General features: G+C 61.2%; 9 protein-coding genes. 4 read left to right on the forward strand and 5 right to left on the reverse strand.

Features of this window, described 5'->3' with window-relative positions; all coding sequences use genetic code 11:
- Positions 1-138 precede the first annotated feature (138 nt).
- On the forward strand, positions 139-2,487 hold the full coding sequence (locus ACTJKM_RS12630; protein ID WP_440660458.1) for an ethanolamine ammonia-lyase: 2,349 nt from the start codon (positions 139-141) through the stop codon (positions 2,485-2,487).
- Positions 2,488-2,732: 245 nt separating this feature from the next.
- Here the strand turns inward: ACTJKM_RS12630 and ACTJKM_RS12635 are convergent, their stop codons facing one another.
- From ACTJKM_RS12635 to uvrA, 4 genes are all read right to left on the reverse strand, one after another.
- Positions 2,733-6,536 carry a vitamin B12-dependent ribonucleotide reductase gene (locus tag ACTJKM_RS12635; protein WP_058328220.1) on the reverse strand — a complete coding sequence of 1,268 codons (3,804 nt, stop codon included), beginning with the start codon at positions 6,534-6,536 and terminating at the stop codon, positions 2,733-2,735.
- A gap of 781 nt (positions 6,537-7,317) precedes the next feature.
- A complete protein-coding gene (locus tag ACTJKM_RS12640; protein ID WP_058324166.1) occupies positions 7,318-8,121 on the reverse strand; it encodes a DUF72 domain-containing protein in 804 nt (267 codons plus the stop codon).
- Positions 8,122-8,163: 42 nt separating this feature from the next.
- A complete protein-coding gene (locus tag ACTJKM_RS12645) occupies positions 8,164-8,616 on the reverse strand; it encodes a GNAT family N-acetyltransferase (RefSeq protein ID WP_082641124.1) in 453 nt (150 codons plus the stop codon).
- A 45-nt stretch (positions 8,617-8,661) separates the two neighbouring features.
- The gene (uvrA, locus tag ACTJKM_RS12650) at positions 8,662-11,583 is read right to left on the reverse strand and encodes an excinuclease ABC subunit UvrA (RefSeq protein ID WP_058324168.1); all 2,922 of its coding nucleotides are present in this window, start codon (positions 11,581-11,583) and stop codon (positions 8,662-8,664) included.
- Positions 11,584-11,862: 279 nt separating this feature from the next.
- Here uvrA and ACTJKM_RS12655 point away from each other — a divergent pair, with 279 nt between their 5' ends.
- A complete protein-coding gene (locus ACTJKM_RS12655) occupies positions 11,863-12,420 on the forward strand; it encodes a single-stranded DNA-binding protein (protein WP_057250266.1) in 558 nt (185 codons plus the stop codon).
- A 122-nt stretch (positions 12,421-12,542) separates the two neighbouring features.
- Here ACTJKM_RS12655 and ACTJKM_RS12660 read toward each other — a convergent pair whose 3' ends face one another.
- Complete coding sequence (locus ACTJKM_RS12660) at positions 12,543-13,172, reverse strand: MarC family protein (protein ID WP_057250268.1); 630 nt, start codon at positions 13,170-13,172, stop codon at positions 12,543-12,545.
- A gap of 422 nt (positions 13,173-13,594) precedes the next feature.
- On the opposite strand from ACTJKM_RS12660, the gene gyrA reads away from it, so the two are divergent.
- Positions 13,595-16,372 (forward strand): DNA gyrase subunit A, encoded by a 2,778-nt coding sequence (gene gyrA, locus ACTJKM_RS12665; protein WP_057250270.1) that lies wholly within the window; start codon positions 13,595-13,597, stop codon positions 16,370-16,372.
- Between the two features lie 276 nt (positions 16,373-16,648).
- Positions 16,649-17,044: a YybH family protein gene (locus tag ACTJKM_RS12670; protein WP_058328219.1), complete on the forward strand. Its 396-nt coding sequence runs from the start codon at positions 16,649-16,651 to the stop codon at positions 17,042-17,044.
- Positions 17,045-17,078: the final 34 nt, after the last annotated feature.

The following is a 17,078-nucleotide window of genomic DNA, read 5'->3' on the forward strand; positions in this document are numbered from 1 at the left end:
CGATCGATGGGAATAGCGGGCCCATGCCCGGAGTGGAGAATGTATTGCGCACCCAAACTGCGCGCCTCCTCAAATCGCCGTCCTCACCAGGGCCGTTTGGCGAAATGCCCGGAGACCTTTTGCAGAAAGGAAATGGCAATGAGCAAGGGCATGTTCTCGGATCAGCACGGTCTGTCCAGACGAGATCTCCTGCTGGTGGCAGGGACTGCGGCGGCCACGCTCGCCACATACAGCCAGGCTGCCCGGGCAGCACCGGGCGGAGGCACCCTTGTGATCGATGAGGTGAAGCAGGGCGAGGACGTCTTTGCCTATATCAGCAGGATCAAGGGCGGTTTTGACGAGACGACCTATCGGCAGGTGCTGGGGTGTGCGAACGCGTTCAAGGAAGGAGATCAGACGATCGGGGTGGTGGCGGAAAATGACACATCGCGAACGAACGCCCGGGCCCTTCTGGCAAGCACGAAGATCGGAGACCTTCACCAGCGCCCGCTGCTTGAGGACGATCTGCAAAGGCTGATCTGGCAGACAACGGACCAGGCCCAGCACGAAAAGGTCAAAGACTGGACCATGGGCCAGCTGAAGGAGTTTCTCCTGACTGCATCGGAAGAAGAGATCAAAGGCATCATGAATGGGCTGACCAGCGATACGATCGGTTGCGTGCCGAAACTGATGAGCAACGAAGAGCTTATCTCCGTCAGCCAAAAGATCTTCAACGTCATGCCCGGCACCAAGTTGGGGGCCAAGGGGTATATGGGCGCGCGTATTCAGCCGAATTCGCCAACCGACCACCCCGACGACATCATGTGGCAGGTCTTCGACGCATTCTCCTATGCGACTGGCGACATCGTCATCGGCACCAACCCGGTGGACAGTACCGTCAACAGCGTCGTCACGGTGGAACGTGCCCTCAAGGATATCGTCGATACCTTCAAGCTGGTTGACGTCATTCCCTGGTGCGTGCTCGCCCACATCGACGTTCAGGCCGAGGTGAACGAGAGCTTCCCCGGAACGGTATCCACGGTGTTCCAGAGCCTCGCGGGAACGGATGACTGCAACAAGATCTTCGACATCACCAATGAGAAGATCCTGAAATATGCAAGCGCGAAGGCAGGGGAAAGATATGGCCTCTACTTCGAGACCGGGCAGGGCTCGGAATTCACCAACGGCGTGGCAAACGGCGTCGACATGATGGTGCTTGAGTCTCGAAAGTACGGCTTCAGCAGAGCGGTCAGCATCGAGCTTGCGAAGGTGCAGCCCAAGGGCGCATGGCTCCATGTCAACGATGTTGCCGGCTTCATCGGGCCGGAGGTCTTCAAGAGTCGCGAACAACTCGTACGGTGCTGCCTCGAAGACATGGTCATGGGCAAGCTCCATGGGCTGACCATCGGCCTCGATATCTGCACCACCCTGCATATGACTGTCAGCCTGGACGATCTGGATTGGTGCCAGGACCAGATCATGCCGGCCAATCCGGCCTACCTAATTGCTCTGCCCACCAAAAATGACCCGATGTTGAGCTATCTCACGACCGCGTTTCAGGATCACGTGCGCGTACGGGAGAAATTTGGCTTCAAGGTCAACGATGCGATGTGGGATTTCTACAAACGCATCGGGATCGTCGGCAACGACAACAGCTACACGTCAAACTACGGGGATCCCCTCTGGGTCTACTATCAGTACCGCCTCGCCAAGGGTGACAAGCGGCCAAAGGAAACTGTCTACGCCGAAGGCAGGCAGATGATGATGGAGGTCGAAGCGAGAGGCGTCGACCTGGCGACGGGCCACGGAGAGAAGATCTGGGATCTCAACCCTGCGCTCGCGACGAAAGTAAGGGGTCTATATGACGACGCCAAACAATCTCTTTGGGCCGAACTTACGCCGGAGTTTATCGCTGCCGTGCCCGGCGTCGTCCCGGTTCGCACCCTGTCCAAGGACCGAAACGACTACATTGCGCACCCGACCACCGGTGAAACGCTGAGCCCGGATTCCATCAAGGAGATTGAGCGGGTAAGGGCTTCGTGGAAGGCCGACATGCCCAAAGGTCAGATCGTCATATCGGACGGTCTCAATGCCAAGGCCATCATGGATGACGGGCATCTAGCGCCTTACCTCGAAGAGATGCGAAGGTTGCTTGGAGACGCCGGTGTCACGGTGAGCGACAAGAACATCCTGGTGACCAGCGGCAGGGTGCGGGCCGGCTACAGGATCGGCGAGATGCTCTTTAAGGATGCCGACCCCAACAGTTTCCGCGGAATTCTCCACATCATCGGCGAGCGGCCCGGAACCATGCACCACGCCTACTCGGTCTATATCACCGTCGCCAAAGGCAAGCGTTGGGCGGAGAAGGACATCGATCACGACATGACGAAACTGGTCAGCAACGTCGCCGATACCGCGCTTGCACCCAAAGAGGCGGCGAGGGAGACCCTGACCATCATCCGGGAGATCATCGGCAAGGATGTGAACGGCAGCCGACGATATGGATGATCGCGCATCGTGCTGCAGGACAGCAGAGCGGTATCTGCCCTGGGAGCGGCAACAGCGGCGTCAGCTTTGCACACAAGCACGACAGGACGCGCTGACTGACCGAGTCACGTCCCATCCACGAAAAAACCCAGGGGCACGGCTCAAACGCCCCTGGGCAAAATTCTGGTCGGGGGACAGTCACGCGTTCCATGAAAACCGCGTGACTGATTGATACGTCACCACAACCACCATCTCGGTGGAGCAGGTTAGCTGCAGCCGCTCGTCGCACCGCAGGTGTCGCACTTCTCGCAGGTGCCGTTGCGCACCATCGTGAAGTTCTGGCACTCGGTGCACATGTTGCCGGTGTAGCCCTGCATGATCGAGCGGGCGCGGCGCTCGGCCTCCACCTTTTTGGCGTCCGTCTTGGCCGATGCCGCTTCGGCGGCTGCCTTGTCGGAGAAGAGAGCCGTCACTTCCGTAACCGTCTCAGCCGTTTCCTCGGCAATCTCTTCGGCCAATTCCGCCGCACGTTCTTCGTAATCGCGCTTGAAGGCGACGATTTCGGAGGTCGCGATGGCGGTTGTCGTCTCGATCTTGCGCACCGTGTTGCCGGCGATCGCCGTTACGGTTGCGCCAGAAGAGGCGCGGGCAGGAGCAGCCGTTGCCGAGCCCTTCGGCTCGCCGGCGCGTTCGGCCGTGCCACCGACGATGGTCGGCTTGTAGCCACGGGTCCAGCCTGTCGAAATCAGGTTGGTCTTGCCTTCCTGGATCCCCTTGCCGAGCGCCGTGTTGCTGAAATCGGACGTGTCGACATGGGCGAGGTCGTGGCGGCCGAGATAGGAGACGGCGAGTTCGCGGAAGACGTAGTCGAGGATCGACGTCGCGTTCTTGATCGCATCGTTGCCCTGGACCATGCCGGCCGGCTCGAACTTGGTGAAGGTGAAGGCCTCCACATATTCTTCGAGCGGCACGCCATATTGCAGGCCGAGCGAGATGGCGATGGCGAAGTTGTTCATCATCGCACGGAAGGCAGCGCCTTCCTTGTGCATGTCGATGAAGATCTCGCCGAGGCGGCCATCACCGAATTCGCCGGTGCGCAGATACACCTTGTGACCACCGACAACGGCCTTCTGGGTGTAGCCCTGGCGGCGGTTCGGCAGCTTTTCGCGGGCGCGGATCACCTTTTCGATGACGCGCTCGACGATCTTTTCGGTGATGGTCACGGCCTGGGCGGCGGCCGGCGCCTGGATCAGATCCTCCAGAGCATCCTCGTCCTTGTCGTCCTCGATCAGCGAGGCGTTCAGCGGCTGCGACAGCTTGGAACCATCGCGGTAAAGGGCGTTCGCCTTCAGCGCCAGCTTCCAGGAAAGCATGTAGGCGTTCTTGCAGTCCTCGACGGTCGCCTCGTTCGGCATGTTGATCGTCTTGGAGATGGCGCCCGAGATGAACGGCTGGGCAGCCGCCATCATGCGGATGTGGCTTTCGACCGAGAGGTAGCGCTTGCCGATCTTGCCGCAGGGGTTAGCGCAATCGAAGACCGGCAGGTGCTCGTTCTTCAGGAACGGCGCGCCTTCAAGCGTCATCGCGCCGCAAACGTGGATGTTGGCTGCTTCGATGTCCTTCTTCGAGAAGCCCATATGGTCGAGCAGGTTGAAGTCCATCGCGCCGAGCTGCTCGTCGGTGACCTTCAGCGTGCCCTTGAGGAAGTCGGCGCCCAGCGTCCACTGGTTGAAGACGAACTTGATGTCGAAGGCACTCTTCAACGCGGCGTTGACCGCTTCGACCTTCTCGTCGGTGAAGCCCTTGGCCTTCAGCGTTGACGGGTTGATTGCCGGCGCCTGGTTCAGGTTGCCATGGCCGACGGCGTAAGCCTCGATCTCGGCGATCTGGCTTTCGCTATAACCGAGCGAGCGCAGCGCTTCCGGTACGGCACGGTTGATGATCTTGAAGTAGCCGCCGCCGGCGAGCTTCTTGAATTTCACCAGCGCGAAGTCGGGCTCGATGCCGGTCGTATCGCAGTCCATGACGAGGCCGATCGTGCCGGTCGGCGCGATGACGGTTGCCTGGGCGTTGCGGTAGCCGTGCTTTTCGCCGAGTTCCAGCGCCTTGTCCCAGGCGCTCATGGCGTGGATGACGAGGTCCTGGTCCGGATTGTCGCCATGGATGAGGGCGACCGGGTTGACCGAGAGCGCCTCGTAGCCGGTCGTCTCGCCATAGGCGGCGCGGCGATGGTTGCGGATGACGCGCAGCATGTTGTCGCGGTTCGGGGCAAAGCCCGGGAACGGACCCAGCTTCTCGGCCATTTCGGCCGAGGTGGCGTAGGAAACACCAGTCATGATCGCCGTCAGCGCGCCGGCGATGGCGCGGCCTTCGGCGCTGTCATAGGGAATGCCCGAGGACATCAGCAGGCCGCCGATGTTGGCATAACCGAGGCCGAGCGTGCGGTATTCGTAGGAGAGTTCGGCAATCTCGCGGGACGGGAACTGCGCCATCATGACCGAGACTTCAAGGACGACGGTCCACAGGCGGACGGCGTGCTCGTAGTCGGCGATGTTGATGCGCTTGGTCGCCGCATCCTTGAACATCATCAGGTTCAGCGAGGCGAGGTTGCAGGCGGTGTCGTCGAGGAACATGTACTCCGAGCACGGGTTCGACGCGCGGATCGGGCCGGCGGCCGGGCTCGTGTGCCAGTCGTTCATCGTCGTGTTGAAGTGCAGGCCCGGATCGGCGGACGCCCAGGCGGCGTAGGAGATCGACTCCCAGAGGTCACGGGCCTTCAGCGTCTTCATCACGCGGCCGTCCTTGCGGGCGGTCAGCTGCCAGTCGCCATCGGCTTCGACGGCGCGCAGGAAGTCGTCCTTGATCGAGACCGAGTTGTTGGAGTTCTGGCCCGAAACCGTGAGATAGGCTTCCGAATCCCAGTCGGTGTCGTAGGTCTTGAACTCGAGGTCCTTGTAGCCCTGCTTGGCAAACTGGATGACGCGCTGGACGTAGTTTTCCGGAACCAGCGCCTGCTTGGCAGCGCGGATCTCGCGCTTCAGCGCCGGGTTCTGCTTCGGGTCGTAGCAGGCGTCGTCGGTGCCGTCGCAGTTGACGCAGGCCTTCATGATCGCCTTCAGGTGTTTGGCGACGACCTTGGAACCGGTGACGAGGGCGGCAACCTTCTGCTCTTCCTTGACCTTCCAGTTGATGTATTCCTCGATGTCCGGATGGTCGATGTCGACGACGACCATCTTGGCGGCGCGACGGGTGGTGCCGCCCGACTTGATGGCGCCGGCGGCGCGGTCGCCGATCTTCAGGAACGACATCAGGCCCGAGGACTTGCCGCCGCCCGAGAGCTTTTCGCCTTCGCTGCGCAGATGCGAGAAGTTGGAGCCGGTGCCCGAGCCATACTTGAACAGGCGCGCTTCACGCACCCAGAGATCCATGATGCCGCCCTCGTTGACGAGGTCGTCGGCAACCGACTGGATGAAGCAGGCGTGCGGCTGCGGGTGTTCGTAGGCCGACTTGGACTTGGTCAGCTTGCCGGTGAAGGGGTCGACATAGAAATGGCCCTGGCCGGGACCATCGATGCCGTAGGCCCAATGCAGGCCGGTGTTGAACCATTGCGGCGAGTTCGGCGCAACGCGCTGAGTGGCGAGCATATAGGCAAGTTCGTCACGGAAGGCGGAGGCGTCTTCTTCGCTGGCGAAGTAACCGCCCTTCCAGCCCCAATAGGCCCAGGTGCCGGCCAGGCGATCGAAAACCTGGCGTGCATCGGTTTCGGAGCCGTATTGTTCATCCTTCGGCAGCGCCTTCAGCGCTTCCGTGTCGGGAACCGAGCGCCAGAGGAAGGAGGGGACATCGTTCTCCTCGACGCGCTTCAGCTTGGCAGGCACGCCGGCCTTGCGGAAATACTTCTGGGCGAGGATGTCGGCAGCGACCTGACTGAACTGAGCCGGAACGTCGATATCGGCTAGGCGGAAGACGATCGAACCATCGGGGTTCTTGATCTCACTCGTAGCCTTGCGGAATTCGATCTCCGCATAGGCGGATTGCCCGGCCTTGGTGAAACGACGTTCGATCTTCATTGTCCCTGGTCCTTCGTGTTGCCTAGCGCCCGCCACAGGCGCAATTGTCCCCGCCCGGCCGCGAGGGTCATCCCGCAGCCAGTCTCAGCTTCCGTCCTTGGAGAGAAACCCATAACCGGGTTACCCTGTATCTTGTGATATAGGCTGGCTGCAAGCACTAAATATAGTGTTAACAGCATCTTTTTGCCAGCCAAATATTGCCCCAGCAGGCCCAAAAAATCGCACAAAAATCCTCACGGCGACCGCATGGTGAAATCCATGACTGCCGCCTGTCAGAACCGACGATTTGGTGAGATGAACCGGGCGCTAAACAATCCGGTCCGCCGCCGTCGCAACGTGAAATCCATTAACCGTGAATCGTCCGGGGGCGTCAAGGGGTGGTTTGTGACGGAAGTTTGAGCGCTAGATGTTGTGTGGACCGACTGTGGAAAACGGGGACATCGGCCAACCCCATGAAAATCAGGCACTTCCAGAGGTTACCTGTGAGACTAACGCAACGGTCAGCACCAAATCAAAAAATTGACGGGTAAAAAACCGCATAAAAACCGTCCCCAACGGTACCCTCGGTTGCGCTCAGGAAAACGATATGGGGTGGCCGTGGTGATTCGCGCCTTACGCCTTGAGGCGGCTCGCCTTTTGGGTCGCGAACGGAGTATCGGCACTACCTATAGTGCTCTACACCATCCCGCTCCCGGCCGACGATACTGGCGCAGGTGCAAAGACTGGCAGGTTCGTGAGGGGTGAGCGGGATCAGCGGCACGCACTGATCCCGCCTTGGAACTCAATCGACGCGCTTCTGCAACGCGCGGGCACCATTCGGCGCATTCACCTTGCCCTCGGTGATGAAGTAGGCAAACACATCGCGCGGCTCTTTCTTGGCCTTGCGGTCCGGGGCGCTCTTCTCAAGCCCGCTCGGCTCGTCGCCACTGGCAAAGCTCTTGGCGCGCTCGGCCCAGAGGTCGAGCTTGTCGGCCGCATAGCAGGTCTCGATATCGTCGCTGCCCTTCTGCAGACGCAGATAGACGAAGTCGGCGGTAACGTCGGCGATCATCGGATAATCCGCATGTTCGGCGAGCACCACGGCAACGCCGTATTTCTCCAGCAGCGCCACAAACTCCGGAACCTGGAAGGTGGGATTTCGGACCTCGACCACATGGCGGAGCGAAAGCCCATCCTGTTTTGCCGGCAATAGTTTCAGAAAACCCTCGAAGTCGTCAGGTTCAAACTTCTTCGTCGGCGCGAACTGCCAGAGGATCGGTCCGAGATGAGGCCCAAGCTCGGTCAAGCCCTGCGTCAGGAATCGCTCCATGGATTCACCGGCTTCCGAGAGAACCTTGCGGTTGGTGACGAAGCGGCTTGCCTTCAGCGAAAAGATGAAATCATCCGGCACCTCGGAGGCCCATTTGGCGAAGGTCTCGGGCTTCTGCGACGAATAATAGGTGCCGTTCACCTCGATCGCACGAAGCTGCTTGCCGGCGTATTCGAGCTGCCGCTTCTTTGCCAGCGTGCTCGGATAGAAGGTGCCCTCCCAGGGCTCGAAGGTCCAGCCGCCGATACCAACGCGGATCTTTCCGGATTTTGCCATGCCATCCTCCTCAACAACGGTCGTCGCTTGACCGCGTGCTTTTCAGTCTTTGATCGATTTCGCCATGTCCAGGAGTGTCCACCCTGGACGATAGGGATTGGGTCGGCGACCCGTTTCTTGAAATCCATAGGCGCGATAGAGGGCGATGTTTCGCTCCATGCGTGAATTGGTATAGAGCCGCACCTCCGGCAAGCCCCACTCGGCCGCCTTGCCGTCCAGGAATTTCAGCAATTCGATGCCGAGCCCCTGGCCCTGACAGGCTGGGGCAACGGCAATGCTGAAAATCAGCAGGTGATCGGCGTGCCGCTCGAAAACGGCAAGCGCCGCGACAACTTCATCTTGCTCCCGAAGCCAAACCTCGCCGCGAAGAATGCGAGGCGCAGAGTCCTCGGTGACCGGGAGCGGCGGCCCGCCAAGCAGCGCCCGATAGGGCTCGTAGGCCGCCTCCGTCATGCTTTGCACCGCGGCCAGATCTTCCAGACGAGCAGGCCGCATCATGCCGCGATCACTCCTTCCGATCGCCGATCGGCGTCGAGGCGTTCACTCCGCCGCCTCGACCTTTTTCATCGGCCGGCGATCGAGAAGCTCCTTCAGGAACTGGCCGGTATAGGAGCGCCTCTCCTTGACCACCTCTTCGGGCGTGCCCTTGGCGATGACCTCGCCGCCACCATCGCCGCCCTCGGGACCGAAGTCGATGACCCAGTCTGCGGTCTTGATGACTTCGAGATTGTGCTCGATGACCACGACGGAATTGCCCTGGTTGACGAGCTCATGCAGAACTTCAAGAAGCTTGGCTACGTCATGGAAATGCAAGCCGGTCGTCGGCTCGTCGAGGATATAAAGCGTACGGCCGGTGGAACGCTTCGACAGTTCCTTGGCGAGCTTGACGCGCTGGGCTTCGCCGCCCGAGAGCGTGTTTGCCTGCTGACCCACCTTGATGTAGCCGAGGCCGACCTGGTTGAGCGTCACCAGCTTGTCGCGCACGGCCGGGACGGCGGCAAAGAACTCGACGCCTTCCTCGACCGTCATGTCGAGCACGTCGGCGATCGACTTGCCCTTGAAGTGCACATCGAGCGTTTCGCGGTTGTAGCGCTTGCCGTGGCAGACGTCGCAAGTGACGTAGACATCCGGCAGGAAGTGCATCTCGATCTTGATGACGCCGTCGCCCTGGCAGGCCTCGCAGCGGCCACCCTTGACGTTGAAGGAGAAGCGGCCCGGCTGGTAGCCGCGCGTCTTTGCCTCCGGCAGACCGGCGAACCAGTCGCGGATCGGCGTGAAGGCGCCGGTATAGGTCGCCGGGTTCGAACGCGGCGTGCGGCCGATCGGCGACTGGTCGATGTCGATCACCTTGTCGATATGCTCGAAGCCATCGATACGGTCATGCTCGGCCGGGTTCTCGCGCGCGCCCATGATGCGGCGGGCGGCGGACTTGTAGAGCGTTTCGATCAGGAAGGTCGACTTGCCGCCGCCGGAGACGCCGGTCACGGCCGTAAAGACGCCGAGCGGGATCGAGGCGGTGACGTTCTTGAGGTTGTTGGCGCGCGCGCCGACAACGGTGATTTCCTTTTTCTTCTTCGGTTTGCGGCGTTCTCCAGGCACGGCAACCGCAAGCTCGCCTGAGAGATACTTTCCGGTCAGCGATTTCGGGTTGGCCATGACGTCGGCAGGCGCCCCTTGCGCGATGACTTCGCCGCCATGGATGCCGGCAGCCGGGCCGATATCGACGACATAATCGGCGGTCAGGATCGCGTCCTCGTCGTGCTCGACCACGATCACGGTGTTGCCAATGTCACGCAGATGGCGAAGCGTGTCGAGCAGGCGGGCATTGTCGCGCTGGTGCAGGCCGATCGACGGCTCGTCGAGCACGTAGAGCACGCCCGTCAGGCCGGAGCCGATCTGCGATGCGAGCCGGATGCGCTGGCTTTCGCCACCCGACAGCGTTCCCGAGTTTCGCGACAGGCTGAGATATTCAAGGCCGACATCGTTGAGGAAACGCAGACGGTCGCGGATTTCCTTGAGGATGCGGACGGCGATTTCGTTCTGCTTGGTGTTGAGATGCGCCGGCAGCGCTTCGAACCAGTCGCGCGCGATGCGGATCGACATCTCGGTGACTTGGCCGATGTGCAGCTTGTCGATCTTGACCGCAAGCGCCTCAGGCTTCAGCCGGAAGCCGGCGCAGGCCGGGCAGGGCGCCGCCGACATGTAGCGCTCGATTTCCTCGCGCGCCCAGGCGCTGTCGGTCTCCTTCCAGCGACGCTCCAGATTGGGCACGATGCCCTCGAAATTCTTGGTGGTGTTGTAGGAACGAGCGCCGTCCTCATAGTGGAAGACGATCTTCTCTTCCGTTCCGTGCAGGATCGCATTCTGCGCTGCGGAGGACAGTTCGTTCCAGCGATTGCCGAGCTTGAAGCCGAAGGCCTTGCCGAGCGCTTCGAGCGTCTGGTTGTAGTAAGGCGAGGAGGACTTGGCCCAGGGCGCAATCGCGCCGTCGCGCAGCGTCCGGTGCTCCTCCGGAACGATCAGCGCCACGTCGATCTTCTGCTGGCTGCCGAGGCCGTCGCAGGTCGGGCAGGCGCCGAAGGGGTTGTTGAAGGAGAACAGGCGCGGCTCGATCTCGGAGATCGTGAAGCCGGAGACCGGGCAGGCGAATTTTTCCGAAAACAGCACGCGCTCATGAGTCTCGTTGAGCGACTTGTTGGCGGAGCCGCCGGCGGCCGTTTCTTCCGGCGGCAGCGGCTTGTCGGCAAACTCGGCCACGGCAAGCCCATCGGCCAGCGTCAGGCAGGTCTCCAGGCTGTCGGCGAGGCGCGAGGCAAGGTCCGGCCGGACGACGACACGGTCGACCACCACATCGATGTCGTGCTTGTATTTCTTGTCGAGCGCCGGAACCTCGGCGATCTCGTAGAAGGTGCCGTCGACCTTGACGCGCTGAAAGCCCTTCTTCATCAGCTCGGCGAGTTCCTTCTTGTATTCGCCCTTGCGGCCGCGAACGAGCGGCGCAAGAATGTAAAGGCGCGTGCCTTCGCCGAACTCCAGCACGCGGTCGACCATCTGGCTAACCGTCTGGCTCTCGATCGGAAGGCCCGTTGCCGGCGAATAGGGCACGCCGACACGCGCGAAGAGCAGGCGCATATAGTCGTAGATTTCGGTGACCGTGCCGACCGTCGAGCGCGGGTTGCGCGAGGTCGTCTTCTGCTCGATCGAGATCGCCGGCGACAGGCCGTCGATCTGGTCGACATCCGGCTTCTGCATCATCTCGAGGAACTGGCGCGCATAGGCCGACAGGCTCTCGACATAGCGGCGCTGCCCTTCGGCATAGATCGTATCGAAGGCGAGCGAGGACTTGCCGGAGCCGGAAAGTCCGGTCATCACGATCAGCTTGTTGCGCGGCAGATCGAGGTCGATGCCTTTCAGATTGTGCTCGCGCGCACCACGAATGGAGATGGTCTTGAGTTCACTCATCGGAAGCCAGCTTTTGCATGTCGGTTGAAAGCCCCCTATGTAATGACGCTAACGCCCATGTCGAGGCGCAATCGGCAAAACAGGCGGCCAATTCGAGTCGGTTGACAGGATCATAGCCAAATACTAGAACAAAGAAAGAACAAATCGCCCATAAAACGACCAAATCTGTTGTGGATTATGTGCGAGGCGGGGCGTATCGGCGGCATCGGACCGCTAAGATGCGCGCTCTTGAAATTCCAAGCCGGGCCGGCGGCCCGGTGAAACCACGGGAAAAGCAACATGGCTGGAAGCGTCAACAAGGTAATCTTGATCGGAAATGTCGGGGCAGACCCGGAAATCCGGCGCACGCAGGACGGCCGGCCGATTGCCAACCTGCGCATCGCAACCTCGGAATCCTGGCGCGACCGCAACAGCGGCGAGCGCAAGGAAAAGACCGAATGGCACACGGTCGTCGTCTTCAACGAGGGCCTCTGCAAGGTCGTCGAACAATATGTGAAGAAGGGCGCCAAGCTCTATATCGAAGGCGCGCTGCAGACGCGCAAGTGGCAGGACCAGAACGGCAACGACCGTTATTCGACCGAAATCGTGCTGCAGGGCTTCAACTCGACGCTGACGATGCTGGACGGTCGCGGCGAGGGCGGCGGCTCCGGCGTCAGCCGCGGTGGCGGCGGCGACTTTGGCGGCAGCAACTACGGCGGCGGTGGCGGCGGTGGTTACGACGACTACGACCAGTCGCGCCAGTCTTCCGGTGGCGGCCGTTCGGGCGGTGGCCAGGGCGGTCAAGGCGGCCAGGGCGGTGGCTTCTCGCGCGATATGGACGACGACATCCCGTTCTGATCGCCCATCGATCAGTGTCGATCAGTATTGACGCAAAACGCCATGTCCTCTGGGACATGGCGTTTTTTGTTGTCCGTTCTCTTTGTCGCTCGTTCGGCGACGAAAGGCGATCAGCCGCGGCTCTAAAGCGCCATTGCCGATTTGACGCCGTCGACAACGAACTGCACCGCCAGCGCCGCCAGGATGACGCCGAGCAGGCGCGTCAGGATGGCGCGGCCGGTGACGCCGAGAAAGCGATCGATGCGCTCGGCGATGACGAGCGCAAGGAACAGGCTGAGCATAGACAGCGCGATGACGATCAAGAGTTGCGTGCGCTCGACCGCCGTCGGGAACGAGCCGGCGAGGAGGATCGTCGCGGAGATCGCGCCTGGCCCGGCAATCAGGGGAAGCGCGAGGGGAAAGACCGCGATGTTATGGATGTGATCCTTGGTGGTCGCGTTCTCGCCGGTCTTTTCCTTGCGTTCCTGCCGCTTCTCGAAAATCATCTCGAAAGAGATCCAGAACAGTAGAAGACCGCCGGCGATGCGGAAGGCGCCGATCGAGATGCCGAGCAGCCCGAGGATGCCGTTGCCGAACACGGCGAAGGCGGCAAGGATGAAGAAGGCGATCAGCGAGCCGCGGGTGGCCACCTGAAAGCGCTCCTGTCGGCTGAGACCGACCGTCAGACTTAGGAAGATCGGCGCGAGGCCGGGCGGATCGAGCGTGACGAGAAGCGTGGTGAGTGCATTGACCAGGAGGTCGACATTGAACATCCGTTTCCCCTTCCGGATTTCGCCCCGGGTTTTCCCGGTGGCATGAAGGCATTGTTAGGCAAGCGGCACGGGCTTGGGAAGAGGGCGGCAAACAAAGTCTCAGCAATGACTTAATGAGCAATCCCTTGCGGCAATCGGACCGCAAATGCGCGGCGTCGCGGCGATTGGCGGCAGGGGTCTTCCGATTTCCCGCGCGATGCCCTAGAAAAGCCTGCTCCGGCGGCAAAAGACTGTTCACAACTGCCGCATGGCTCTTCGGCTCCTGATCTGGACTGTCGAACGAATCATGCAGCGAATCAAAGCGTTACAGTGACATCTTCACAGGTTGGCGGGTGAACGGCGCGAAGGGCCGCAAATTGGCGCTTCCCGTGGCAATCCGCTATAAATATCCGACTGATTCTGAACAAAGATCGTGATCACCATTGACTGAGCAAAGCACTCCCGGCGGCGGAAAAACTCCGCCAGGCATCGAGCCGATTTCCATCATCGAGGAAATGCAGCGGTCCTATCTCGATTACGCGATGAGCGTCATCGTCAGCCGCGCGCTTCCCGACGTGCGTGACGGTCTGAAACCCGTGCACCGCCGCATCCTCTACGGGATGAGCGAGCTCGGCATCGACTGGAACAAGAAATACGTCAAATGCGCCCGCGTCACCGGGGACGTGATGGGTAAGTATCACCCGCACGGCAACGCAGCGATCTACGATGCGCTGGCGCGTATGGCGCAGGACTGGTCTCTCCGCCTGCCGCTGATCGACGGCCAGGGCAACTTCGGTTCGGTCGACGGCGACCCGCCGGCAGCCGAGCGCTACACCGAATGCCGCCTGCAGAAGGCGGCCCATACGCTGCTCGATGATCTCGACAAGGAAACCGTCGATTTCCGCGACAACTATGATGGCACGCTGAGCGAGCCGTCCGTCGTTCCGGCGAAGTTCCCCAACCTGCTCGTCAATGGCGCCGGCGGTATCGCCGTCGGCATGGCGACGAACATCCCGCCGCATAACCTGGTCGAAGTCATCGACGGCTGCATGGCGCTGATCGACAATCCGGCGATCGAACTGCCGGAATTGATGGAGATCATCCCGGGCCCGGACTTCCCGACCGGCGCATTGATCCTCGGCCGCTCCGGCATCCGTTCGGCCTACGAGACCGGCCGCGGTTCGGTCATCATGCGTGGCCGTGCGCATGTCGAGCCGATGCGCGGCGACCGCGAGCAGATCATCATCACCGAGATCCCCTTCCAGGTGAACAAGGCAACGATGATCGAGAAGATGGCCGAACTCGTGCGCGAGAAGCGCATCGAGGGCATCTCGGATCTGCGCGACGAATCGGACCGTCAAGGCTATCGCGTCGTCATCGAACTGAAGCGCGACGCCAATGCCGACGTTATCCTGAACCAGCTCTACCGCTACACGCCATTGCAGACCTCGTTCGGCTGCAACATGGTGGCGCTGAACGGCGGCAAGCCGGAACAGATGACGCTGCTCGATATGCTGCGTGCTTTCGTCTCCTTCCGCGAGGAAGTCGTTAGCCGGAGAACGAAGTACCTGCTGCGCAAGGCGCGTGACCGCGCCCACGTCCTGGTCGGTCTCGCAATTGCCGTTGCCAACATCGACGAAGTGATCAAGCTGATCCGGCATGCGCCCGATCCGCAGACCGCACGCGAACAGTTGATGGAACGCCGCTGGCCCGCCCATGACGTCGACAGCCTCATCCGGCTGATCGACGATCCGCGCCACCGGATCAATGAAGACAACACCTACAACCTGTCGGAAGAGCAGGCCCGCGCCATCCTCGACCTGCGCCTCCAGCGCCTGACTGCGCTCGGCCGCGACGAAATCGGCGACGAACTCAACAAGATCGGCGAGGAAATCAAGGATTACCTCGACATCCTGTCCTCGCGCCTGCGCATCATGACCATCGTCAAGGACGAGCTCATCGCTATCCGTGACGAATTCGGCACCCCGCGCCGAAGCGAGATCATGGAAGGCGGCCCTGACATGGACGATGAGGACCTCATCGCCCGTGAAGATATGGTCGTGACCGTCTCGCATCTCGGCTACATCAAGCGCGTGCCGCTGACGACCTACCGGGCGCAGCGCCGCGGCGGCAAGGGTCGCTCGGGCATGGCGACCAGGGACGAGGATTTCGTTACCCGGCTATTCGTCGCCAATACCCATACGCCCGTTCTGTTTTTCTCCTCGCGTGGCATCGTCTACAAGGAGAAGGTCTGGCGCCTGCCGATCGGCACCCCGCAATCGCGCGGCAAGGCGCTGATCAACATGCTGCCGCTGGAGCCCGGCGAGCGCATCACCACCATCATGCCGCTGCCCGAGGACGAGGCGACCTGGGAAAACCTCGACGTCATGTTCTCGACGACCCGCGGCACGGTTCGCCGCAACAAGCTGTCGGACTTCGTCCAGGTCAACCGCAACGGCAAGATCGCGATGAAGCTCGAGGAGGAGGGCGACGAGATCCTCTCCGTCGACACCTGCACGGAGCATGACGACGTCATGCTGACGACGGCGCTCGGCCAGTGCATCCGCTTCCCGGTCGACGACGTGCGCGTCTTTGCCGGCCGCAACTCGATCGGCGTTCGCGGCATCAACCTCGGCGACGGCGACCGCATCATCTCGATGGCGATCCTTGGCCATGTCGATGCTGAGCCGTGGGAACGGGCAGCCTATCTGAAGCGTGCAGCCGCCGAGCGGCGCACGACGAACGGCGAAGAGGAAGAAATCGCTCTGGTCGGCGAGGAAGTCACCGACGGTGGCGAACTCAGCAACGAACGCTTCGAAGAACTAAAGGCACGCGAACAGTTCGTGCTGACGGTCTCGGAGAAGGGCTTCGGCAAGCGCTCGTCGTCCTACGATTTCCGCACCTCGGGCCGCGGCGGCAAGGGCATCCGCGCCACAGATACCTCGAAGACGACGGAAATCGGCGTACTCGTCGCGGCCTTCCCGATCGAAGACAACGACCAGATCATGCTCGTCTCCGACGGTGGCCAGTTGATCCGCGTGCCGATCAATGGCGTCCGGCTTGCGAGCCGCGCGACCAAGGGCGTCACCATCTTCTCGACCGCCAAGGACGAGAAGGTCGTTTCGGTCGAGCGCATCAGCGAGCCTGACGGCGACGAGGAAGGCGAGGAGGCGGCTGTCGAGAACGGAGCGCCGGAAACGCCAGCTGAATCCGAGGGTTAACTGCCCACGCGATAGAAGCGCCAAGGATTTTGAAAGCCCGCCATCTTGGCGGGCTTTTCTATTGGCGGCGCACGCGTCCCTTTGCGAGCGACGCAACTTGCCCACGAGATCGAAGCGCGTTACACGCGAACCATGGAAAATGTCGGCAACGTCAACGCTTCGATTATTCGCACCATTCTTCGAATGGTGGGTTGACGCGCGCTCCTTTTCCAAAAGCAGCAACCCGCCGCAAGGCGGGTTTTGTTTATCCGTCTTGCGCAAACCCAAGAGACGGACATGTCAGATCACGAACTGAAACAGGTTATCCAAGCTGCCGACCGTGCAATCACGGGGGAAGATTTTGAGAGCTTGATGGATTTCTACGCCGACGACGCGACACTGGTCGTCAAACCCGGTCTCAACGCGACCGGAAAGTCCCAGATCCAAAAAGCGTTCGTGGCGATCGCCGCCCATTTCAAGAACCAGATGAAAGTCCGCCAGGGCGAGATGAAAGTGATCGAAGGTGGCGACACCGCGCTCGTCATCATGGAAACGGTGCTCGATACGGTGGACGCGGAGGGCGCCGATGTCTCCATCGTGAGGCGGGCGACCTATGTCTTCCGCAAGACGGATGCCGGCAAATGGCTTTGCGTCATCGACAATTCCTACGGCACAACGCTGCTTGATGGGTAGTCGCCGCGCTAGATCATTTCAGTGTTTCATTGAA

The sequence above is a fragment of the Ensifer sp. 22460 genome (assembly GCF_052044935.1).
GTDB lineage: Bacteria > Pseudomonadota > Alphaproteobacteria > Rhizobiales > Rhizobiaceae > Ensifer.

Excerpts from the sequence above, each read along its gene's own strand:
- ACTJKM_RS12630 (WP_440660458.1), top strand. The coding sequence starts at position 139 with ATGAGCAAGGGCATGTTCTCGGATCAGCACGGTCTGTCCAGACGAGAT.
- ACTJKM_RS12635 (WP_058328220.1), bottom strand. The coding sequence starts at position 6,536 with ATGAAGATCGAACGTCGTTTCACCAAGGCCGGGCAATCCGCCTATGCG.
- ACTJKM_RS12640 (WP_058324166.1), bottom strand. The coding sequence starts at position 8,121 with ATGGCAAAATCCGGAAAGATCCGCGTTGGTATCGGCGGCTGGACCTTC.
- ACTJKM_RS12645 (WP_082641124.1), bottom strand. The coding sequence starts at position 8,616 with ATGCGGCCTGCTCGTCTGGAAGATCTGGCCGCGGTGCAAAGCATGACG.
- uvrA (WP_058324168.1), bottom strand. The coding sequence starts at position 11,583 with ATGAGTGAACTCAAGACCATCTCCATTCGTGGTGCGCGCGAGCACAAT.
- ACTJKM_RS12655 (WP_057250266.1), top strand. The coding sequence starts at position 11,863 with ATGGCTGGAAGCGTCAACAAGGTAATCTTGATCGGAAATGTCGGGGCA.
- ACTJKM_RS12660 (WP_057250268.1), bottom strand. The coding sequence starts at position 13,172 with ATGTTCAATGTCGACCTCCTGGTCAATGCACTCACCACGCTTCTCGTC.
- ACTJKM_RS12670 (WP_058328219.1), top strand. The coding sequence starts at position 16,649 with ATGTCAGATCACGAACTGAAACAGGTTATCCAAGCTGCCGACCGTGCA.